This window comes from Shewanella hafniensis (genome assembly GCF_019655335.1).
Classification (GTDB): domain Bacteria; phylum Pseudomonadota; class Gammaproteobacteria; order Enterobacterales; family Shewanellaceae; genus Shewanella; species Shewanella hafniensis.
In genome coordinates this window covers 1-22323 of the sequence record NZ_BPFD01000063.1, presented here as the reverse complement: position 1 = coordinate 22323, position 22323 = coordinate 1, and the positions used below count along the sequence as shown (strand labels likewise).

General features: G+C 46.1%; 22 protein-coding genes. 9 read left to right on the top strand and 13 right to left on the bottom strand.

Going from position 1 to position 22323, the window contains the following annotated elements:
* Positions 1–46: 46 nt before the first annotated feature.
* The 3 genes from recJ to K5Q99_RS16380 all read left to right on the top strand — a co-directional run bounded on the left by recJ (position 47) and on the right by K5Q99_RS16380 (position 2572).
* Complete coding sequence (gene recJ, locus K5Q99_RS16390; RefSeq protein WP_220777451.1) at positions 47–1771, top strand: single-stranded-DNA-specific exonuclease RecJ; 1725 nt, start codon at positions 47–49, stop codon at positions 1769–1771.
* 83 nt (positions 1772–1854) lie between these two features.
* Entirely contained in the window at positions 1855–2277 is a 423-nt protein-coding gene (locus tag K5Q99_RS16385; RefSeq protein ID WP_006080355.1) for a GNAT family N-acetyltransferase, read from the top strand.
* Between the two features lie 52 nt (positions 2278–2329).
* Positions 2330–2572: a DUF4287 domain-containing protein gene (locus tag K5Q99_RS16380; protein WP_220777450.1), complete on the top strand. Its 243-nt coding sequence runs from the start codon at positions 2330–2332 to the stop codon at positions 2570–2572.
* Positions 2573–2834: 262 nt separating this feature from the next.
* Here the strand turns inward: K5Q99_RS16380 and ahpF are convergent, their stop codons facing one another.
* The 4 genes from ahpF to K5Q99_RS16360 all read right to left on the bottom strand — a co-directional run bounded on the left by ahpF (position 2835) and on the right by K5Q99_RS16360 (position 8114).
* Complete coding sequence (ahpF, locus tag K5Q99_RS16375) at positions 2835–4421, bottom strand: alkyl hydroperoxide reductase subunit F (RefSeq protein ID WP_220777449.1); 1587 nt, start codon at positions 4419–4421, stop codon at positions 2835–2837.
* A 161-nt stretch (positions 4422–4582) separates the two neighbouring features.
* Positions 4583–5152, bottom strand: coding sequence for an alkyl hydroperoxide reductase subunit C (gene ahpC, locus K5Q99_RS16370; RefSeq protein ID WP_006080359.1), 570 nt, complete (start codon positions 5150–5152; stop codon positions 4583–4585).
* 596 nt (positions 5153–5748) lie between these two features.
* Positions 5749–7281 (bottom strand): leucyl aminopeptidase, encoded by a 1533-nt coding sequence (locus K5Q99_RS16365; RefSeq protein ID WP_220777448.1) that lies wholly within the window; start codon positions 7279–7281, stop codon positions 5749–5751.
* A gap of 89 nt (positions 7282–7370) precedes the next feature.
* Entirely contained in the window at positions 7371–8114 is a 744-nt protein-coding gene (locus K5Q99_RS16360; protein WP_220777456.1) for a spermidine synthase, read from the bottom strand.
* Between the two features lie 106 nt (positions 8115–8220).
* Between K5Q99_RS16360 and K5Q99_RS16355 the strand changes: the two genes are divergently transcribed.
* Positions 8221–8766 carry a mechanosensitive ion channel family protein gene (locus K5Q99_RS16355; RefSeq protein ID WP_006080363.1) on the top strand — a complete coding sequence of 182 codons (546 nt, stop codon included), beginning with the start codon at positions 8221–8223 and terminating at the stop codon, positions 8764–8766.
* Between the two features lie 233 nt (positions 8767–8999).
* On the top strand, positions 9000–9548 hold the full coding sequence (locus K5Q99_RS16350) for a DUF3332 domain-containing protein (protein WP_106651493.1): 549 nt from the start codon (positions 9000–9002) through the stop codon (positions 9546–9548).
* 113 nt (positions 9549–9661) lie between these two features.
* Here the strand turns inward: K5Q99_RS16350 and K5Q99_RS16345 are convergent, their stop codons facing one another.
* The 3 genes from K5Q99_RS16345 to K5Q99_RS16335 all read right to left on the bottom strand — a co-directional run bounded on the left by K5Q99_RS16345 (position 9662) and on the right by K5Q99_RS16335 (position 13952).
* Positions 9662–10438 carry a PepSY domain-containing protein gene (locus K5Q99_RS16345; protein WP_220777447.1) on the bottom strand — a complete coding sequence of 259 codons (777 nt, stop codon included), beginning with the start codon at positions 10436–10438 and terminating at the stop codon, positions 9662–9664.
* Positions 10435–11100, bottom strand: coding sequence for a peptidase (locus K5Q99_RS16340; protein WP_220777446.1), 666 nt, complete (start codon positions 11098–11100; stop codon positions 10435–10437). Before K5Q99_RS16340 ends, K5Q99_RS16345 begins: the two co-directional genes overlap by 4 nt.
* A 137-nt stretch (positions 11101–11237) precedes the next feature.
* A complete protein-coding gene (locus K5Q99_RS16335; RefSeq protein ID WP_220777445.1) occupies positions 11238–13952 on the bottom strand; it encodes a TonB-dependent receptor in 2715 nt (904 codons plus the stop codon).
* 242 nt (positions 13953–14194) lie between these two features.
* Between K5Q99_RS16335 and K5Q99_RS16330 the strand changes: the two genes are divergently transcribed.
* Positions 14195–14599 (top strand): DUF1801 domain-containing protein, encoded by a 405-nt coding sequence (locus K5Q99_RS16330; RefSeq protein WP_220777444.1) that lies wholly within the window; start codon positions 14195–14197, stop codon positions 14597–14599.
* Positions 14600–14724: 125 nt separating this feature from the next.
* Here K5Q99_RS16330 and K5Q99_RS16325 read toward each other — a convergent pair whose 3' ends face one another.
* The 4 genes from K5Q99_RS16325 to fccA form a co-directional block, all read right to left on the bottom strand.
* Positions 14725–15012, bottom strand: a complete 288-nt coding sequence (locus K5Q99_RS16325; RefSeq protein WP_106651488.1) for a hypothetical protein — start codon at positions 15010–15012, stop codon at positions 14725–14727.
* 51 nt (positions 15013–15063) lie between these two features.
* Positions 15064–15801, bottom strand: coding sequence for a dienelactone hydrolase family protein (locus K5Q99_RS16320; RefSeq protein ID WP_220777443.1), 738 nt, complete (start codon positions 15799–15801; stop codon positions 15064–15066).
* A 69-nt stretch (positions 15802–15870) separates the two neighbouring features.
* A complete protein-coding gene (locus K5Q99_RS16315; protein WP_106651486.1) occupies positions 15871–16860 on the bottom strand; it encodes a 2-hydroxyacid dehydrogenase in 990 nt (329 codons plus the stop codon).
* Between the two features lie 266 nt (positions 16861–17126).
* Complete coding sequence (fccA, locus tag K5Q99_RS16310) at positions 17127–18917, bottom strand: fumarate reductase flavoprotein subunit FccA (protein ID WP_220777442.1); 1791 nt, start codon at positions 18915–18917, stop codon at positions 17127–17129.
* A 498-nt stretch (positions 18918–19415) separates the two neighbouring features.
* Between fccA and K5Q99_RS16305 the strand changes: the two genes are divergently transcribed.
* The 3 genes from K5Q99_RS16305 to K5Q99_RS16295 are packed head-to-tail and all read left to right on the top strand — an operon-like array spanning position 19416 to position 20699.
* Positions 19416–19826 (top strand): hypothetical protein, encoded by a 411-nt coding sequence (locus tag K5Q99_RS16305; RefSeq protein ID WP_106651484.1) that lies wholly within the window; start codon positions 19416–19418, stop codon positions 19824–19826.
* A 5-nt stretch (positions 19827–19831) separates the two neighbouring features.
* Positions 19832–20377: a methyltransferase gene (locus tag K5Q99_RS16300; RefSeq protein ID WP_220777441.1), complete on the top strand. Its 546-nt coding sequence runs from the start codon at positions 19832–19834 to the stop codon at positions 20375–20377.
* Between the two features lie 31 nt (positions 20378–20408).
* A complete protein-coding gene (locus K5Q99_RS16295; protein ID WP_006083993.1) occupies positions 20409–20699 on the top strand; it encodes a hypothetical protein in 291 nt (96 codons plus the stop codon).
* Between the two features lie 82 nt (positions 20700–20781).
* On the opposite strand, the gene K5Q99_RS16290 is transcribed toward K5Q99_RS16295, so the two are convergent.
* Positions 20782–20967 carry a cytoplasmic protein gene (locus K5Q99_RS16290; RefSeq protein WP_106651481.1) on the bottom strand — a complete coding sequence of 62 codons (186 nt, stop codon included), beginning with the start codon at positions 20965–20967 and terminating at the stop codon, positions 20782–20784.
* A gap of 173 nt (positions 20968–21140) precedes the next feature.
* On the bottom strand, positions 21141–22323 hold a 1183-nt coding region (locus K5Q99_RS16285), incomplete at its 5' end, for an alpha/beta hydrolase family protein (RefSeq protein ID WP_220777440.1).

The window sequence follows — 22323 nt, the reverse complement described above, 5'->3', positions numbered from 1 at the left end:
CCTTTTTGTTATCTTATCGCCACGATTTCATGAGAGTTTGAGTCCCTTGATCCATAAGATAGTCCGTCGCCCAACCGTTGATGATAGCCATTTACCTGCTCATCTTTCGCCGCTATTGAAGCAGCTTTACGCTCGCCGCGGTGCGCTCAGCCACGAATGTGAACTTGTCCTTAAGGGTCTATTAAGACCTGAAACCATGAAAGGCTTACCCGAAGCTGCGGCGCTAATTGCCGATGCCATGCAGGCGAATAAGTCGATTCTGATCGTTGGTGATTTTGATGCCGATGGCGCGACCTCAACCAGCGTATGTATGCTGGCGCTACGGATGATGGGCGCGGTGAAAGTGGATTATTTGATCCCCAATCGCTTCGATTACGGCTACGGTTTAAGCCCTGAAATTGTTGCGGTTGCGGCGTCTAAACAGGCTGAAATGCTGATCACTGTCGATAACGGTATTTCATCGATTGATGGCGTTGCTGCGGCCAAAGCCTTTGGTATGCAAGTGGTGATTACCGACCATCATTTACCCGGCCATGAGTTGCCTAATGCCGATGCGATAGTGAATCCGAATCAACCGGGTTGCCCCTTTGCCAGTAAATCGATTGCCGGTGTCGGTGTTGCCTTTTATTTGATGACGGCATTAAGGGCAGAACTGCGAACGCGAAACTGGTATCAAACTCGCGCTATTGCTGAGCCCAATCTTGGCACGCTGCTTGATATCGTCGCCCTCGGCACGGTTGCCGATGTGGTATCGCTGGATGCCAATAATCGCATTTTAGTCGAAGCGGGTTTACAGCGTGTGCGAGCGGGCCGCTGCCGTGTGGGGATTACCGCGCTGCTTGAAGTGGCGAAGCGAAATCCGGCGCGCATTGTCGCATCTGACTTTGGTTTTGCCGTGGGCCCAAGGCTTAATGCCGCAGGGCGACTAGATGAAATGGCACTTGGGGTTGAAACCTTACTCTGCGAAGACATGATGTATGCACGGCGCATGGCGGCAGAGCTTGACGGATTGAATCAAGAACGTCGTGAGCTGGAAGTCGGCATGCAGCAGGAAGCCTTAAAAAGCCTAGAGCACTTAAAGCTTAACGAAGCCGAGTTACCTTGGGGTATCGCGCTATTTCAAGAAGATTGGCATCAAGGCGTGATCGGGATTTTGGCCTCGCGCATTAAAGACAAATACCATAGACCCGTGATCGCCTTTGCCGATGCGGGCAATAACGAAATCAAAGGCTCGGCGCGTTCGATCAAAGGCTTGCACATGCGCGACCTACTCGAGCTGGTCAACACGCGCCACCCAGGGCTGATTATCAAGTTTGGCGGTCATGCAATGGCGGCGGGCTTATCACTCAAGGCGGGCAGTTTTGCGACATTTGCCAAAGCCTATGATGATGCGGTGCGTGAACTGCTCAAACCTGAACTGCTAACTGGCGAGCTGTGGTCCGATGGTGAACTCACTCCCACGGAACTGAATCTTGAGATGGCCCAGTTACTGCGCAATGCCGGGCCTTGGGGACAAGCCTTTGAAGAGCCACTGTTTGATGGCTATTTTACGATAGTGCAGCAACGCCTCGTCGGCGAGCGTCACCTTAAGCTCGTGCTCGAAACTCAGTGCGGCACTGTGATGCTCGATGCGATTGCTTTTAATGTGGATTTACACACTTGGCCCGATGCGACCATTCACCATGCTCGTATCGTTTATAAGCTTGATGTGAATGAGTATCGCGGTAATTTCTCGCTGCAACTCATGGTTGAGCAGATTGAAGCTATGTAGTTGCTGTAATGAATAACGTGGTTATAGCCTAGATATTGAATGCCAAATGCTGCACTTAATTGGTGATAAAAGGGAGTTGAGTCATGCCGACATATAGTGTGAGTTGTGATCAAGCAGAAATGGATTTTGAGGTTATTCATGGTTTTATCAGTAACAGCTATTGGGCGCAGGGCATGCCAAAGGCATTGTTGCGTAAAGCGCTAGCCAATAGCCTGTGTTTTGCTGTGCTTGATAGTGAAGCTAAGCAAGTGGCCTTTGGCCGCTTAATCACAGATAAAGCCACCTTTGCTTACCTTGCCGATGTGTTTGTACTTGAGTCGCACCGTGGCTTAGGCTTAAGTAAGTTAATGATGACATCAATTATGGAACATCCTGATTTACAGGGATTAAGGCGGATAATGCTCGCCACCCGCGATGCCCATGGACTCTACGCCCAGTTTGGCTTTAACGCAGTCGATACGCCTGAAACCTTAATGCAAATTCGGCTTGAGAATCCCTATCTTTAGGCTAGATTTTATTGACGTAAATTCTATAAATATCAAGATAAGGACATCTGTTATGACAGGAAAAACTCACCCAACGACAGTAGCCGATAGCGTGAAAGTGAAAGGCCCCGCATCATATTTCCCTTCTATCGAGAAAACCTATGGTCAGCCGATCGCCCACTGGCTAACGCTATTGCAAGGTCTCGAAGGTAAAAAACATATGGAAATGGTGGCTTGGCTTAAGAGTGAACATCAACTCGGTCATGGGCATGCCAATGCGCTGGTGGCGTATTTTATTAACGAAAAAAGTCGATAGCAGTACCTAGCATGACACCATTACAATATGCCTATCTTGCCAGTTTTATGGTTTCCTCCGCTTTTTTGAATTGGTTACTTGATGGGCAAGTGCCTTGGGTGAGACTACTTTGCTTAATCTTGTTGTTTTCAACCTTCGTATTTGCCAGTTTATTCCATAGTTTAAAGCGTTCGATAAACTCACAAGACTCGAAATAAATTCTCTTAAAAACAAGAAGCCAGCTTGCGCTGGCTTCTTAGCTTATGCGTTTAATGTTTAACGATTAGGCCGCTTTCGTATCTGTGGTTTTCGTTTCGGCGATTTCTTCATCGCTATGGCGAATTAAGTAATCAAATGCGCCCAGTGATGCACTCGCGCCGCTGCCCATGGCAATGATAATTTGCTTGAACGGCGTGTCAGTGACATCGCCTGCCGCAAATACTCCAGGGATGGATGTTTGACCGCGGGTATCAACAACGATTTCCCCACGTGGCGTCAGTTCAACCACACCTTTTAGCCACTCGGTATTCGGTACTAGCCCAATCTGTACGAAGATACCTGCAAGTGCGACATGGTGACTCTCGCCTGTTGCTCTGTCTGTGTAGTTCAGGCCATTAACCCGAGTGCCATCGCCAGTCACTTCTGTGGTCATGGCTTGGGTAATAATCTTGATGTTACCCATAGACGCCGCTTTACGTTGCAGTACATCGTCGGCGCGTAGGGTTTTATCAAACTCCAGCACAGTGACATGTTCTACTATGTTGGCAAGGTCGATAGCTGCTTCGATACCTGAGTTACCGCCGCCAATCACCGCCACACGTTTGCCTTTAAATAACGGGCCATCGCAATGTGGGCAGTAAGCGACACCTTTGCCGCGGTATTCTTTCTCGCCGGGGACGTTCATTTCACGCCAGCGTGCACCTGTGGCTAACAATACGGTACGGCTACGTAATTTAGCGCCGCTTGCCAGTTCAAGCTCGAACAAGCCATCTGTTGATAACGACACTGCCTTTTGGTTGTCCATGATGTCGACTTCGTAGTCTCGTACATGGGCTTCAAGGTTTGCCACTAGCTTGGGACCTTCGGTCGCTTTGACCGAAATAAAGTTCTCGATACCAACCGTTTCAGCGACTTGGCCGCCAAATTTGTCGGCAACAATACCTGTGCGAAGGCCTTTACGTGCTGCATAAATAGCTGCCGCTGCGCCCGCTGGGCCACCGCCCACCACTAATACTTCGAATGGGGCTTTTTCATTAATTTCATCGGCATTGCGGCTTGCGGTATTGGTGTCCAGTTTATTGAGGATCTCGCCAATGCTGATACGACCGGCTGCAAACACTTCGCCATTTAAGTAGACAGAAGGCACGGCCATAATGTTACGGCTCGCCACTTCGTCTTGGAATAGGGCGCCGTCGATCATCACGTTGGTGATATTCGGGTTAATCGCCGCCATCATGTTCAGTGCCTGTACTACGTCTGGGCAGTTTTGGCAGGTCAGTGAGACGTAAGTTTCAAAGGCATATTTGCCCGGCAGATTGCGGATCTGCTCGATAATGTCATCGCTGAGTTTGATTGGGTGTCCACCCGTGTGCAGTAAGGCCAACACAAGTGAGGTAAATTCGTGACCCATAGGCAGACCAGCAAAGCTGATTTGCGTATTAAGTTGTGGGTTTATCACTGTCATCGCCGGGGTGCGTTCGCCCTGAGTTTCTTTCAGGCTCACCAGAGAAGATAGGCTGACAATGTCTTGCGCTAAGCTTTTTAATTCTTGAGACTTTTTGCTCTCATCTGCAGACACGACAAGTTCAACTGGTCTCTTGAGGTTTTGCAGATAGGTTTGCAGTTGATTTTTTAAATTCGCATCTAACATGTGATGACTCCAAAATCGCTTATAAGGGAGAGATAAGGGGGCCAGTCTAGGCCCTTGCAGGGGCGGGCTTAATCCTTTGCTGCGTGGCGTTACAACTGTGTTGGCTGTAACGCCAATCAGCTTGGGACGCTAGACTGGCGGGGTTGACGCTTTGGGCTAAATTAGATTTTGCCAACTAGGTCTAAAGACGGTGCTAATGTGTCGTCACCTGGTTGCCATTTAGCTGGACAAACTTCGCCATCGTGAGTCGCAACATATTGAGCTGCTTGAATTTTACGTACTAGCTCTTGAGCGCTACGGCCGATGCCTAAATCGTGAACTTCGCTGACCTTGATTTGGCCTTCTGGGTTAATCACGAAAGTACCACGCAGTGCTAAACCGTCTTCTTCAATCATCACGCCGAAGTTACGGCTGATAGTGCCTGTTGGGTCAGCCAGCATTGGGAAGTTGATCTTCTTGATGGTGTCTGACGTGTCATGCCACGCTTTGTGAGTGAAGTGAGTGTCAGTTGATACTGAGTAAACTTCAACGCCCATGCCTTTCAGCTGCTCGTAGTAATCAGCCATGTCGCCTAATTCAGTTGGGCAAACAAAGGTGAAGTCAGCAGGGTAGAAGAATACAACTGACCATTTACCTAACAGGTCTTGTTCGGTTACTGGAACGAACTCACCATTGTGATACGCAGTGGCTTTGAATGGTTTGATTGTGCTGTTGATAATTGATTGAGTCATTTTATGCTTCCATTTAGTTGATGATTGCTTAAGTTCATAACGAGGACATTTGCTTGCGTCCTGTCGATGTGAAGCATATTACCGACTCGCATAAAATTAAGATAACGGATAAAAACTATTATCCTAATCGGTTTAATTGAATATTAAGGCGACTAGGTCGGACTCAATCGGTTTTTCCACAGCTGCTGCGGGTTTGGCGTAATTGGTTTGGCTCTGGGTTTTAGGCGAGTGCATGTTTGTGGGTAGATTGAGCTAAATTTCAGGCATAAAAAAGGGATATCAATGATATCCCTTTAAGCATAAATTCAATTAAAACAAGGCCGCGTTGCGAATGCCGAGGTGTTCGGCAAGCTAGCCGTGATTACTTAACCTGAACTCGGGATAACGAGTGTCGAAAAATCTAAATTTAACAAAACTAAATCAATGCTATAAATGATTAGTTTGAAAATAAAAATCTATTTCCTGACTGAATGCGCAGATTTTTGCGCATATCAAGGCGCTCTGTCGTACGCCATAGCGAGCTATGGTTAGACAGAGCAACGCAGAGAGGCCCGAAAAGATGCCTATTCAGCGGCTCTGCTTATCCCGAGCTCAGGTTACTTAGCTTTAGGCTGAGTTAACCAAGTGCTGAGCAAGCGCACGCCGTAACCTGTGGCGCCCGCAGGCACAACGGCGGTATCGGTGGCGGTTAAGGCATTACCCGCGATATCGAGATGTGCCCAAGGCTGTTCGCCCGCAAAGCGTTTTAAGAACATGGCCGCAGAGGAAGCGCCTGCGCTACCTTCTTTACCTGTGTTTTTCAGATCCGCGATAGTGGATTTAAGCTCATCATCGTAGGCTTGATCTAAGGGTAGACGCCACACTTTCTCGCCAACCTGTTGTCCCGCATAGGTTAACTGCTGAACCAAGGTCTCAGAGTCGGTAAACAATCCCGCATATACGCTGCCGAGTGCGCCGACTTTAGAACCCGTTAAGGTCGCGACATCCACTATGATGGAAGGCTTATAGTTTTCTCTGGCATACCAGAGACCATCGGCCAGTACTAAGCGACCTTCGGCATCGGTATTGAGCACTTCAACGGTGAGCCCTTGGGCAGTTTTAATCACGTCCCCTGGGATCATCGCGTGGCCAGAGATCATGTTCTCCGCCATCGGCATAATCGCGACTACGTTGACTGGCGCCTTTTGGAGTGCCATGGCTTTAATGGTGCCAAGCACAGTGGCAGCGCCCGCCATGTCTGACTTCATCCGTGCGATAGAAGTGCCCGTCGCCTTAATGTTGTAACCGCCAGAGTCGAAGGTGATACCTTTACCGACCAGTGCGATTGGCGCATCTTTGCTGCCCGGCCAATGGGCCACCACTAACTTAGGTGGGCGTTCGCTGCCTTTACCCACTGCCGCCAAGGCACCTAGTTGTAGGCGTTCGATATCTTTGGCTTCTAATACTGTGACTTTAACGCCGAGGGATTTGAGTTTTCTCGCCTCATTGGCAAAGCTGTCTGGATACATAATACCCGCGGGCGCGTTGGTGAGATCGCGTGCTAAAAACACGCCTGCTTCAACCGCTTGCAGGTTTTTATGGTGTTTCTGGTTGCCACTTAAATCATCGACGGCGATTTGGTAGTTTTTCTCGGCATGGGTACTCGCCTTGAACTGAGTGTAGCGATAACTGCGTAGCTCAATTCCGTGTGCCAGCTCAGAGGCAAATAACGGCGCGGCCGTTAAACCTTGAGTGAGTACGCGCACTGTGGCTTGGGGAACCGTATCGAGTTTGGCTGCAACATTACCGCCGATTGTATTAATGTCGCCGGGCGTTAGGGTTTTAGCATCGCCAATGCCGACCAGTAAAACTCGCTTAGCATCGATTTCGCTGGGTACCAAAATCTCAAGGATTTCACCTTGCTTACCGGAAAAGCTGTTATCTGCCGTCGCTAGGTTTAATTGGTCTTGGGTCGACTGAGGTAAATAGTCGATCCCATAGGTAGTAGCATCAGCGCTTTGGAATAGCACTAATGTATCTGAATTCAGTGAGCTACGAGTGTCAAAACTAAAAATCTCGGCGTTAGCATTGAGAGAGTTAAGGCACGCCAGAGCCATAACGCTTAACATAAATTTGTGCTTATTTTTCATGGTGACAGCTCATATCATAGGAGTGTGAGAAGAATATCAAAGCTCAGCCTTAGGGTTAACTAATTTAAGCTATTTTGCTGATATTAATATTAAATCCAAGGCCCAAAGCGTGTCAGTGATCGCTCAAGGGCAAAACCCAATTGTTGCGACAAAGATTGAGCCTGACTTTTCAGGGCCGACGTGCCTAAAAGCTGTGGCGATTGGCTCGCAAATATCACCCAATTACCGCCGCCAGTGAGGCAAGCATTCACATGGGCAAAGTGTTGTTGTAAGTCGGCTAACAACTCGCGATTTTGGCTATGTTCTTTCCAGCAGTTCAGCACTAAATAACCGTTGGGTTTAATGAGGTTAGTGCATTGCTCAAGGAATACAGGCGAAAGCTGTCCCGTTTCAACGCCTTTGGCTGTGTAGATATCGGCAAAAATTACATCGACTTTTTTATGATCGCCCGCGGCCAAAAAGGCGATGGCATCATCATTGATAAGATTGAGCTTTTTACCTATCGGCAGTTGAAAATAGCGCTTAGCTAATTCAATCACCGCGGGGCGTAATTCTACCGCCGTTAACTTTATTGCCGCGTCGAAATTACGTAGAGAGTGAATAATCGAGCCGCCGCCTAAACCTAATACGATGACGCTCTTGGGCTTACAAAACAGCAAAACCAACAACATGGCTTGCACATAAGTGTGCTGGGGAATGTGGGGCGCAGCCTTGAGTATTTTACTTTGCTCGTCGTTATCCCCAAAGGACAGGATCCGTGAGTCGTCGTAATCGATTACGCGGATTGGGCCTAGTGCGTCTTGGGTTTCATGTAAGAGGGTAGAGTCGGCCATATTGGGTTTATTACTCGGTTTAGCTGTTTGGCTCGCTTGCACAGGCTATAACTGCTCGCGCAAAAAAGTTAGAATTCAGACAGTTTTAGTTAATTGAGCCGCTATTATGACAAATCAAATCCTGCTTGCCTGTATTTATCTTGCAGTGTTTCTCTTTTTACAGCGCGCCTTAACCCATTGGGTGAGAAAACTGGCGCAAATGAAGCAAGTGAGTGTGGCGCGGACCAGTTTAGTGACCCGTTTTATTTCCTATGTGATGTTTTTTATTACCTTGTCACTGATGGCGGTCTCGCTTGGGCTGGGCTATCAGGATGTGTCGCTATTTGTGTCATCCGCCTTCGCTGTGATGGGTGTAGCATTAGTGGCTCAGTGGTCGATATTGAGTAACTTAACCGCAGGCGTGTTGATCTTTTTCGTGTTCCCTTATCGTATCGGCGAGCGCATTCGAGTCGTGGATAAGGATGAAGATATTAGCGGTGTGATTATCGAAATCGCGTTATTCCATGTGCTAATCCACCGCGATAACGGCGATACCATTACTTATCCCAATAACTTAATGCTGCAAAAGGCAGTGTTAAAGCTGGCCGATCAAACGCCCTTAGCCGAACGTCAGGCGTTACTCGAAGGCAAGAAGAAGTTTGATCCTGAGTAGTTTGGCTAGCTGCGCAGTGCTACATTGATTATCAAACTGTTGTGAGTGATTGCTGGGGCTCTTAATCCTATTATCTTCTCATTATGTTTGCTTGCTTACTGAGTGTTTACTAACAAATACAGGGGGGGTTATTACATGCCACGCTGTTTTTTTACCTCATACTGTGCTTGAACGCACGGTTTAGTTATTCACTCTGCTTAGACTTCGCCCTTTTGTTTTTAAGGGATAATTCAATGAAATCTAAACTTCTAGCTGTGACTATCGCGGCGGTATTAACGACTCAATTAACGGCCTGTATGGGGCAAATGGGTTTAAGCCAAATGGTGACTAAGGGAAATTTAAGTGCAGTGGATAACCGTTATGGTCGTGCTGGGCTGTTTATTCTATTGAGCCCGATTTATGGCATTGCGGCTACAGGCGATTTGTTTATCGTGAATACTATCGAGTTTTGGACGGGTAAAAATCCCATTACCGATAAATCTCCTGCTGTGGTAGATATGCCCGTCGATGCTATTTTCAAGCTTAACCCCCATGTAAGTGATGAGCTAAAGTCAGCCCCTGTAAAACTCACACAGGCACAAATTACCTATCCTGATGAACAAACCGTCGCTATGACCTTAGCCTATGAAGACGGCAGCACTCAGTTATTAGCGGGCCGTAAATCCGGTGATGATGTAGATTTTTTTCTTGATGATATTTTTATTGCCCGTGTTAGCAATCAAGAATTAGTTGCCTATAGCGAAAGTCGCTTGCTGGATGCTGAAGTAAACCCTGCAGCATAAGGCGATTAGCTGAAGCCCAATTTGTTATTGGGTATCAAAATTAGCGAATTTATTCCAGCCCCTCAATAGGGGCTTTATTCTCCATAGGCCAATGTAATACCGTATTTAGCCATTTAACCAATACTAAATCGATAGCGCTTGAGTACCTGATTCTCAACAACCCAATACAGGCCTGATAGGGATAACAACAAGGTTAGTATGCCAAACAGCCAGCTAAAGGGATTGTTGAAGCTGCCTTGATTGAGGTAATCCATAAAGTGCAATTTAAACATCAAGTCGGCGATGTCTGTGTGGTCATTTTTATGGCCAACTAATTCACCATTAATGGCATTGATGTAAATCCGCGTCGACAGGTCATCATCCATACGTATTTGCCACAGTGAATTGCACTGGGTTGGCCATTCGCTATTGGGGGCTGAGATTTGCTTAACTTGGCTAATCTTGCCCGGCCCGGTGTAACTTTCAAGCGCCAGTTGTTGCGCGCTTTGTTTATCAATAAGTAAAACATTGCCTGTATAAGCATCAATCAAGGTTTGCTGTTGGCACTGGTGTGCATAGCGCTGCACCTTGGCATCGAGTACATAAACGGGCTTACCTGCGATCGCCACTAATGTCAGGCTTTCTACTTGAGTATGCTTAGCCAGCAAGGGAGTTATATCCACAAGCTTTTGTGGCTCAAACGCTTGCCTTTGCGGCTCAGGATGATGGCTCTGTTGGTACTCCATTCCCTTGAGTTCATAATGGGGCGTCAAATTGAAATAGACCCCAGTAACCAGCCAAAGTAGCAGTTGAATGCTAACTATGGCACCGAGCCAATAGTGAGCGATTTTGACCCAGCGTTTGAAGCGTTTACTTTGAGGCTTAGGTTTAGATTTAAGTTTCGGCATCATCTCAGATACCTCCTTCTGCGCTGCCAAAGTAAAACGAAGCCAGCTAATACAGCCACAATAGAGACTAGAGCCGTACTCAGTAGTAGAAGATTGTCGATGGCTTCACCTTCGTCGTAATCCATAATGTGCCATTTCCAAAAGAGATCGAACAAACGCCAATAGTCATGTCTGCGCGTGACTAACTCTCCCGTTGTCGCTGATAGGTAAAGGCTTGTAGCAGCGCTATCGTTAAAATCCATTCTCCAAACGGGCAAGTATCGCGGCGCTAATTCTGCAGGGGCGATATCGGTGAGCAGGGTTGCACTAACAAGCTTAGCCTCTATGGGTAAAGAGCCATGATGCTGATAGTTTGAAGCGATTATTCGGGCTTGTTTCTCCGTTATTGAAGGCAATAACTTACCCGAATCTGCATTCACGAGAATGGACTTATCGCTCAGTTTAATCCGGTAGTAGAGGCTATCAGTAACTGAGGTTAACGTGATTGCTTGAGCCTTGGGGAAACGTTCATAAACCGCTGCGATTGGGTAATGGATCTGGCTGGGATCGATATGCCGTGAGTCTTGCACTTTAATATGATCGCCACGGATAAACCCAAGATCCATTAAGACGAAATAGCTGCCGGTGACTGACCAGATCCCAATCGGCAGTACCAGCAATAGCATCAACCATCGGTGCAGAAAGTGTGCTGATGAGACTCGTTTAAGTGTGTTAACCCGCTTCAAGTTGATGACTCACCTTTTATTTTGTGAACTAATTTAGCCCGCTTGCTTAAGGGGATTGCCCCCTTAAGCTCAAAGCACTACAGAGCCCATTTCATCCCGACATAGTAACGACGTCCCATTAGGTCGTACGTCATAGTGTTGGTATTACCGTCGGTATAGCTTTGATGATATGGCGCTTGCTTGTCGAACAGATTATCGATACCTGCCGTTAAGGCGATATTGTTGTCCATTTGATAATGAAGCTGTGCGTTATGGTAAGTGATCGCATCAACTGAGTCGCCTATCTCTGCGGCATTGGCATATTGATCATCCGCCGCGCCAATATACTGAATGTTGTAGCTAAAGTGCCAATTGTCATTAGTGACATCAAAATAGAGGTTTGAGCGCCATTTGGTATAGCTACCATCATAACCAATGGTGCCTGCTCGAGATTCAACGGGGGCGCCGGCGTAGGTTTGCAGATCGTATTGATCTAAATAGCTCAGCTCCCAAGTCGTATTAGTCACAACGCTGCCCATCTCTTTCTGGTAAAACATCGCCATATCAACACCTGAAACCACTTCGTTGGCGGCGTTGCCCAGTTGTGTCTGTAAGTAGGTGATGTTGCCTGTCATTGCGTCTCGCACAAAATGTTCGTCGCTACAGAAAGGATGTGTCATCCCTTTGCTGTCGTAACAGGCGGCTAATTTGCTCGAACCATTGACTGAGTTAATGGCGTTATCAATCTCAATTTTGTAGTAATCGAGCGTGATATTGAGCCCTTCAATAAACCCCAGATCCCAAACAATACCCGCAGTAAAGGTATTGGCTTCTTCTGGTTCAAGTTCAGCATTGCCACCACGGTCGGTTAATATTGTGCCTTCTTGCTTATAATTCGTTGGCACGTTTGATGCCATACAATTAGCGTATCGATTCGAGCTAGGGTCGAGCTTAGCCCACTCGCTACAAGGATCCGTGGTATTCATGGAGCCTTGATCTATGCCGCCAAACAACTCAGGAATATTCGGTACTCTGAATGCCGTAGATTGGGTGGCTCGCAGCGTCACTGCGTCATTGACGACCCACAGCAGCCCCATTTTATAATTGGTATCGCCACCGAAGGTATCAAAATAGGAATATCGCAACGCCGCAGTTAATTCGACTGACTTGGCAAAGGGGAGGTCGCTTAATATTGGTAACAAGGTTTCAAGATAGATTTCGTCGGCAGTGTAACGACCATCAATCGGATCTTGCTGGGCAGTGTTTGCTTCACCACTGATTTTAAGTGGGTCGGGGTCATTCCATCCTTTCTCGTTTCTGTGCTCTAGTCCTGCAGCAAAACTCATCATGCCCGCGGGTAACTGCCATAGATCGCCTGTGATATTCGTCGTGAGACTAAACTGCTCATTGCCGCCGCTATCTCGCATGTTAAACAGGAAATAGTCCAACATTTCAGGTGTGAGTGAGCCAACTCCCCAAAAGTCTGCGCAGGGGACATTGGGAGCAAGATGACAACTGCTATAGTCTGTCGCCTCGGCAAGACGAGCCTTATTAATGACATTGGTCACTTCATAGGAACCACGGTTACTGCCGAAGTTAACCGCAGCATCCCATTGCCAACCGTTGTCTAAATCCCCTCTAAAACCTGTCACTAAGCGCCAAGTATCCGCTTGAATATTAAATTGTCGGGGAGCTTCTGCCAGTCTACGGCTCTGGAGCAGAAAGTCTGCATCGGTCGGGTTTGACTCATGCCAAGCAGGAATGACTATTCCAGACACCGATTGCGGGGTAGCGGGTAATTGTGAGCGACGGTGAGTGTACATAGCTTCAGCAAACACTTGGCTGCTTGCCGTTAAGTCATATTCACCGTAGGCAAAAAGATTGACTCGCTCGTTAGGTTGAACCGCATTAAAATACTGATAAGTATTGTCTTTATGGCTGTTTGTGTAAGGGGCGCTTCCTGTTGGTAAAAGCATTAACGGATCGCCTATTGGATTACCATTGGTATCAATGAAATGGCCTCTGCCTCCCGGCAGCGCCGAGCTACCGCCACACACTAGATCACCATTCACTTCCTCAAGCGGACAAGGTGCGCGACTCAGCATATCGATGGCTTGGGTTTTATCGTAACTCATCGCCATATATCCACTGCCACGCTCACCGATATGACCGAGGGCAAGGTCGAGCTTGTACTGTTCACCATCGTTTTGCTCGGTTATGCCCGTTCGCGCTTGAAACTCAACTCCATCGATTTGTTGCCGAGTGATAATATTGACCACGCCTGCAACCGCGTCGGCACCATAAATGGCGGATGCACCATCTTTTAATACCTCGATTCGTTCAACCACGCTAATGGGAATAGTATTAAGATCAACTGAGGAGTTTGCCCCAGTGCCACTGTTCAGCATACGTCGACCATTGAGCAGTACGAGTGTGCGATTCACCCCTAATCCGCGCAGGTTAACTTGGGTTGAACCATAGCCTCCTTCAGTCCAATAGGCATTCGTTTGATTACCCGCAAACCCCGCAGAGGCTGTCATTCTTTGCAGTAATATCTCAACTGAGGTGGCACCGGTTTTCTCGATATCTTGCGCGGTAAAAACGGTCATAGGCGCGGTGGAGGCCATCTCTTCCCTTTGAATTCGGCTCCCTGTAATGGCTATTCTTTCGATGGTAGTGGGAGTTGATACTTGAGGTTTAATTGCAGATGCTGGCAACATTGCTTCAGTTTCGGCTTCGGCTGCTATCCCTGAAAAAGTGGCCATGCTGGCTAGGGTTATTGCCATTGAAGTCATTACTGCGGAGCGGGTCATAATAAGCCTATGAAAGGTTTGTCTAAATAATGATATGTTTTATAAAGGATTAAGCGGGTATCTCAATAAAAACTCAACGACCTGCGACACTGTGTCACACCCCTAATGCGCGGTTTATAATAAAGTGCTGATATAATCGCCGCTCACTAAAGGTTTGGAAGTTCAACCATGTGGGCCCGCAGCGTGTTTTTTTGTTTTACAGATATGATGATTTGGCATGGTGTAAATGGGAGGATAAGAGCATGCAAGCGCAAGTGCAGAACAAGTTTGAACGCTATCCTGAGCATATAACACCCTTGCTATTACGGATCCGAACCTTGATTTTTACAATTGCCGCAGCGCAGGATTTAGGCGCGGTGGAAGAGAGTTTAAAATGGGGCGAGCCGAGTTATTCAGTTAAAAATGGCAGTACAGTAAGATTTGACTGGAAGCCTAAATATCCCGAACAATACTGCCTATTCTTTAATTGTAAAACTAAGCTGGTTGATACATTTCGAGAGCTACATTCCCATGCGCTGCAGTTTGAAGGGAATCGAGCCATAGTGTTAAGTATCCATGATCCCTTGCCAATAACCGCAATTTCTCAATGTATTGAATTATCGTTGAAATACAAAAGTATCAAACATCTACCTTTACTAGGTGCTTAGTTTCATTAAATAAAAAGATGATGAATCACTAAAACCATAATGTTTGTTAAGGTTATTAGTGATTCATTTGATTTGAACAATTCTAAACGTATGTTGTTAGCTGCATTCTAGACAACCACTAAATGCTATTTTAATGATGCGATAAAGGCTTCTGACTTTTGGCGGTAGGATTCTTCAAATGCAATGATAGCCGCTATGATACCTGAGCCAAAAAGTACTTGCAGAGAGGGGATAAGAGTCGCTATGCCCACAGTCGACCAAAAGTTCAGACCAAATCCACGTGTCATCCAAAACTGACTCGCGAGGCCAATTAATGAAAGCGCGACGGCTAACAACGAAACAACGGTTGTTACTCGGATAATCATTAATAGTAACGCTAAGTTTTTTGAGGATAAATTTTTATAGGGTTTCATTTTTCTACTCTTTCCTTAAGTATGTAATATCTTATATGTTTGATTTATCAACTAGCGCAGCACCCTGTGAAAAAACGCTACCGCTTGCAGGTACATTTGCAGCGCTAAAGCGGGATCGTAGCGTTCGCCTTCATCACGCATAAAGGCGTGTTGGGCGTTAACTTCAAGCCAAGTGAAATTACGGTTCAGCGCCATTAATTGCTGGTGGATTAACACTCGACCTTCAGCTGATACATGGGGATCTTGCTTGCCGAACACTAACACTAATTCCCCTTGAATATCACCGCTGCGGCTCAGTGAGTCATTGCCGTAGGCGCAGGGCAGGGTGTTGGAATGAATGTCAGTCGGATAGAGGCAAAATGCACCTAAAATAGCGGGATTAAGTGCGGCGCGGTAGGCTAAGTGGCCGCCGATACACACGCCCATGCTGCCCACTTTGCCATTGCAGTAAGCTTGTTGATGGGCAAAATCGACTAATGCTTGGGTATCGCTGTCGTGGTGCTCTAAAGGTTTTGCAAATTTATCGGCGTTACCTTTGTCTTTACCCAGTTCATCGTAGGCGAGCACTGTGCCTAAAGGATTGAGTTCATGGAATACTTCCGGCACAAATACCACAAAACCGTGGCCAGCAAGAATTGTCGCAGCGCGTGCAATAGGTGCCGTTTGCTGAAAAATTTCGGAATAAAAGATGATGCTTGGGAATTGCCCCTGTGCTTCTGGGCGGTAGATATAAGTGCGCATTAGCCCTGAAGGCGTGGAGATATCCTGAGTTTCCTGAGTGACTAGCATATTGAGGTTCTCTCTGTGAGGCTTCAAACGTTGAAGCCTCACTGTAGCAGTCAGGATATTATCTGTCAGTTAAAACAATTCGTTACCTGAGAGTTCCCCTGCGCATAGCGCTTTTACATTGCTCAAGGTTGTTTGGGCGATGGCGCCTAAGGCTTCTTCTGTGAGGAAGGCTTGGTGACCAGTAAAAATTACGTTATGGCAGGCAGATAATCGACGGAATACATCGTCTTGAATGATCTCATTCGATTTATCTTCAAAGAATAAGCCCTTCTCGTTTTCATACACATCGAGACCGAGTGAACCGATTTGGCCGAGTTTTAAGGCTTCCATCGCATCGAAGGCATTGAGTAAGCCACCGCGACTGGTGTTGATCACCATGACACCGGGTTTCATCTTGGCGAAGCTGGCTTGGTTGAGCAAATGGCGGTTATCGGCCGTGAGCGGGCAATGCAAACTGATGATATCGCTGTTGGCATAAATAAAATCGAGATCTTGATATTCCACATTCAGCGCGACAACCGCTGGATTGATAAAGGGATCGTAGGCGATGACTTTACAGCCAAAACCGAGCAAGACTTTAATGGTGGCCACGCCGATTTTACCCGTACCAATCACGCCGACGGTTTTGCCGAACATGTTAAAACCGACTAAACCTTCGAGGGAGAAGTTGGCATCGCGGGTACGTTGGTAAGCTTTGTGGATTTTGCGGTTTAGCGTCAACATCAGCGCGACTGTGTGTTCGGCCACGGATTCAGGAGAATAAGCAGGTACGTTAACGACTTGCATGCCTAAGCGTTTAGCGGCGACTAAGTCGACATTGTTAAAACCTGCGCAGCGCATGGCGATGATTTTTGTACCGCCATTGGCGAGTTCAACGAGGACTTCTTCGCAGAGTGAATCGTTAACGAAGGCGCAGACGATTTCAAACCCTTCAGCAAGTTTCACCGTTTGCATGCAGAGGCGATAATCGAAATACTCAATTTGTGCACCAAACGCGGCATTTGTGCGGTTAAAATGCTGCATGTCGTAATGTTTTGCGCTAAAGAATCCAATTCTCATTTCAGTCACCTAACGGATTGTGATGTAGTTATCAGCCAAAGAGTGTAAGTGAGTTAGGGCTTTTTGTCCTTAGCCTTAGAAAATTGACTATTAAAAGAGTGAGCTTTGTCATCAATTAGCTAAAACGCTTGATAAAAAAAGCGAGCCCTGATGGCTCGCTTATGGATTGACTAGCAGTGCTTGAGTTATTCAAGCTAGGGCTCTCATATTTAAAACCGTGCTTTGAGAGTCAAGGGTTAGTCCGTTAACCCTTATACGGTTTGTGACTAGTGATCTTTAGCGAATTTAGCCGCTTCAGCACCGGCGATACGGCCGTAGGTCACAATGTCTGATACTGCGTTACCGCCAAGACGGTTAGCACCGTGAACCCCGCCAGTCACTTCACCTGCAGCATATAAGCCTTGGATTGGTTTACCGGTTTTTTCGCTCTTCACTTCGGCTTTAGTATCAATCACAACACCACCCATAGTGTGGTGAACAGCAGGTGCGATTTCTAATGCGTAGAAAGGCGCTACTGCTAATTCGCGTGGTAGGTTTGGACGTTCAAATTGCGCATCTTTACCTGATTTCACGAAGCCGTTGTATGCCGTGATGGTTTTCGCCAGTTCAGCGGCAGGCACATCGATTTGTTTTGCTAACTCTTCGACGGTTTTGCCTTCTTTAACAATGTTCAGATGCACATAACCTTCAATCGCTTTTAAGCTCTTACGGATTGAGTCATCGAATACCAAATAAGCGCTTTCGCCTTTTTGTTGCAGAATCGCGGCAGACGCTTTATCACGGGTAGTGATTTCGTTCATAAAGCGGTTACCTTCACGGTTAACCACGATAGCACCGTTACCACGTACCGCTTCGGTGATCATTACGCCACCCGCTGGTGAGTATGTTGGGTGAGCTTGAATGAACTCTAAATCGCGAGTTGCTGCGCCTGCTTGCAGTGCCACGTCTAAGCCGTCACCGGTTGCACCTGGGTGGTTAGTGGCTTTAAAGCCTTTTAACTTAGGATCGTACTTAGCTACGCGGTCGTTGTTTTTCGCAAAACCACCGGCAGCAATAACCACAGCATCGGCTTTAATAATGTAATAACCAGTGTATTCGCCTTTAACGAGTACGCCAGTCACATTGCCTTTCGCATCTTCAAGAATACGGACAACACGGCTGTTTAAGCGGATGTCAGTACCACGTTTTACTGCGTTGTCCCATAGTACTTGCGCTACGTGTGCACCTACACCAGCGCCACCGGTTGGGCGGTGACTACGGTTAACACTTGCACCACCCATACGGCCCACGTCAGTCATGTCGGCACCCATAGAGGTTAACCAATCGATAGAGTCAGATGAGTTATTTGCAAGCACTTTCACTAATTCAGGATCGTTAATGTTACGGCCACCTTTCATGGTGTCGTCGATCATGATTTGTTTCTTATCTTCAATACCTAACTTAGTTTGCGCCTTAGTTTCGGCAGCGTTCATTCCGCCAGCGGCCAACTTAGTGTTACCACCTGGGACAGGTTCTTTTTCGAGCAGAATCACTTTCGTGCCAGCATCACGGGCAGAGACGGCAGCAGCAAGGCCTGCACCACCTGAACCGATAACAACCACATCAGTGGTTTCTTTTACGCCAGCAGCAATGGCTTTATCCTGTGCCGCTTTGTCTGCATCAACAGGAACAAACTTACGTTCCCATTTACCGCCGTAAGGCATATCGAAGCCGAAGCTGTGGCAAGCATCGCAATAAGCGACTGATTTCTCATGGCCTTTATGGCAGCTTGTACAAGCAATTTCGCCAATCAAGTGAGATTTATGGGGTGAGACTTTGTCTTTAGGTGCGGCGGCGGCCAGTTCTTTTAAATCGCCGTGGCAGCTAACGCATTGGGCATTTTCATGGCTAAGGTTGTCATCGCTGACGCCACCTTTGTCTGAGACGTGGCAGCTGTCGCAGCTACCCATTTCACCGTGAAAATCGGCTAGCACTTCTGGTGCAGCATAGGCAGTTCCTGCCATTGCGCCAGAGATCAGCATGGCTAGTGCTGTTTTTTGAATCTTTCTTGTGAACATGATAGTTCCTCCGCCGTACATTCATCTACTTAATAAGGGTTATTCATCGTGGCGTGATATTTATTTTTTACGTAATTCACGCACTGTTAGAGCATTCTCCAGTTGCAAATTTATCACTATCTAAAGAGGTATATGTGTGCCCAAGTCACATAACCTTTGTTACAGCAGAAATAACATATTTAAAATGTGCAATAGAGCGGGAAATATTAATGAAGGTGAGGCTAATCACCGATTGAATACGGTATAACTTGCGCGGGTTAACATGTTGAATGGATTGGTTTTAACTTTTCAAAATAAAAATGATATTAATTATTGGTTTTGTGATGTGATTTATCTATCTGTATTTAATAGATATTATAATGTGACTTAGCACTTTGAGTATGTCACTTAATTATTTTTGAGTATTCTATAAATAATGTTAATTATTCAGCCATTATTGTATAGAGTTGCATTATTAGTTTAACCAGATGTTACGCAGTTGATTATTAAGGGGATGTAATGCGCAAACAAGGCATATCAGAAAAACGTTTTTGGGTTCAACGTTTGAGTAAAACCAGTTTAAGGGCATTGCATATTTTAGGGATCGTCGGTGTCGGTGGTGGCATTTTATTAAGCGTAGATAAAACGCAATGGCTGAATTATTGGTATCTCGCTATGACGACGGGCTGCATATTAATGTTGTGGGAAATTGTGCGTGATTGGCGTTGGTTAATTCAGCTTAAGGGTGTGTTAACCTTAGTGAAAGTAGGCTTACTTGGTTTGTTTGTCCCTTTGGCTAATTTCAAGCCTGAGCTGTTAATCGCGATCCTCTTTTTGTCCGTGATTGTGTCCCATGGTCCAGCAGGGCTCAGGCATTATTCTATTGTGCATCGTCGGCAAATCGACTCGAAAAAAGAAATTAAGGGTTAATTCCAATGTCTGTAATCCATGCGCCAATCGTGACTCCCGCAGCCTTAATCACTGAGTTTACTTGGCCTGTTTCTCGCTTTGATGGACTTAAAGTACTCGATCTTGCCTGCGGCTCTGGACGTAATGGTTTGTGGTTTCTAGCGCAAGGTGCAGAAGTGACGTTTATCGACAGGGATTTGTCTGCCATGTCGCACATTGAGTATGTGAACGCCCGCAAATATCAATGGGATTTAGAAGCCGAGGCTGCGCCATCGCTACCGATTGAAGAGTACGACATAGTGTTAGTATTCAATTATCTGCATCGGCCATTATTGCCGCAAATTGCCAATGCGGTTAAGGCTACAGGCCTTATCGTCTATGAAACCTTTACCATACAACAGGCTGAGAGTGGGCGGCCGCGTAACCCCAATTTCTTGCTGACTGAAAATGAACTCAAATCAGCATTTGCTAACTGGCAACCTTTACATTACTTTGAAGGTCGATTAAGTGATCCGCAGTCCACACATAGCAGTTATAAAGCACAGTTGATTGCACGAAAACCTAAAACGTAAGTTTATCGATTGAGACTCAAGAGGTTGTAGGATGTTTCCCTATCCAGAGCAATATCGCATTGCAACACCGCCGCTTACGACCGCTGTCATGGTGGCTTGGGCTTTATTCAGTCATAGCCTGTTTTCCGATGCCAGCCCTGTCGCTCTGTATCCGCTGTTAGCCTTGTTCCCTTTGGTGATTGGATTGCACTTGTATTTGATTTGGTTAGCAAAAGGAATGGGGCGACTCGATCAGTTTTTCTATGCCTTAGTGCATATCCCGCTAGCGTTCGTGGTGTGGACATTTACGATTATGCATGTGAATGGCAACGCTTTTTCTTAAATTCGCCTGACGTTTCCGTTACAGAAAATAAAAAGCGCCTTGATAATCAGAGGCGCTTTTTTAAATGCTGTATTGCTAACAATTAGGCCGTAGTGTTGATGTTGTGGCCTGCGTTACCTACAGGTTTTGGCGCCGCAGCTGCAATTAAATCTACCGCGATTTGACCTTCGGCTTTTTGCTGCTCTTTGGCTAACTGAGCAACCTTAACGCCAATTGCACCATTTTCTAGATTAGGTGCGATAGCTTGGGTATTCAGTGAAATTGACATAACTAACCTCGATTGTAAGCTGGATCCCTTTATCGGCAAACCCACGGTTAACTTTAGTCGTTACATATGAATTTGCCAATCCTACCGTACTATCTATTTTTGCATGTTAATTTTTAATACTTTAAATGATTTCAATATGTCGAGTTAGTTTGCGTAAACTTGCTAACATATTTTTAGTTTAAGTATTTTTTTAGAAAGTCAAGCATCTCAGTGTATAATTCTTTGCGGTTTTCTTCGTTATAGAATCCATGCCCTTCTGTTTTTTTCCATAACCATTTCGGTTCATTTCCTGTTTTTACTAGGGCATCTCGCATCACATGAGCGTTTTCATAATGTGCCTGCTCATCACGGCCGCCATGCACAATGAATACTCCGGCTTTAATTTTGCTTGCATTATAGGCGGGAGAATGTTTTTTCATTGTTTCTTCTGAACCACCAAAAGCTTGTTCCATATAGCGTTTACCCCAACCCAATCGTTCAGCAACATTGCCTTTATTGAACATGAGTGGTAGATCGTATACCCCAACATATCCAATTGCGCACTTATAAAGCTCGGGTTCTTTAACCACACCCATGAGAGCGGCATATCCGCCGTAACTTGATCCGGAGATACAAATTTTATCCTTATTAGCGAAGCCTTCTTTAATTGCCCATAGTGTTGCATCGGTCAGGTCATCTTGCATTGCACCACCCCATTGTCCATAACCACTATCTTCAAACTCACGTCCATATCCGCCAGAACCTCGAAAATTTACCTGAAGTACACTGTATCCTGCACTCGCATATACCTGTACTTCATCATCAAAAAACCAATAGTCACGAGGACCATGTGGGCCACCATGTGGATGGATAATTAAAGGCAAATTTTCAGCTTTGGCACCCAGTGGTATGGTTAAATAACCATGAATTGTTAAGCCATCACGAGTAACAAAATTTATCGGAGTTTTATGAGACATTTTTTGCTCATCTATCCAAGGGCGAGAGGCTGTGAGGAAAGACACTTTTTTAGTCTCTCTATCGTAAAGATAAAATTTACCTGGATTAACATCGGAGTAACTTTCAATCACCCAGCTTTTGTTATCAGCTGTCTTAGAGGTAATATGTAAATAATCATTTGGAAATGCTCGTTGTAGCCCGCGATACTCTTTGGCTAGTTCTGAATTTTCATCAAAAAATATAACTTCAGGTCTTCCATTATGAATAATGGCCCCTACCACTTCTTTTATACGTTTACCTGTTTCAGATGTATATACATTTATAAATGGTTGAGCATCAACTATATCATTTCGGTACATTAACTCTCGTTCACCTGTACTTAACTTGATTCTATATATGCCTAAAGTACTTTTCTCTATG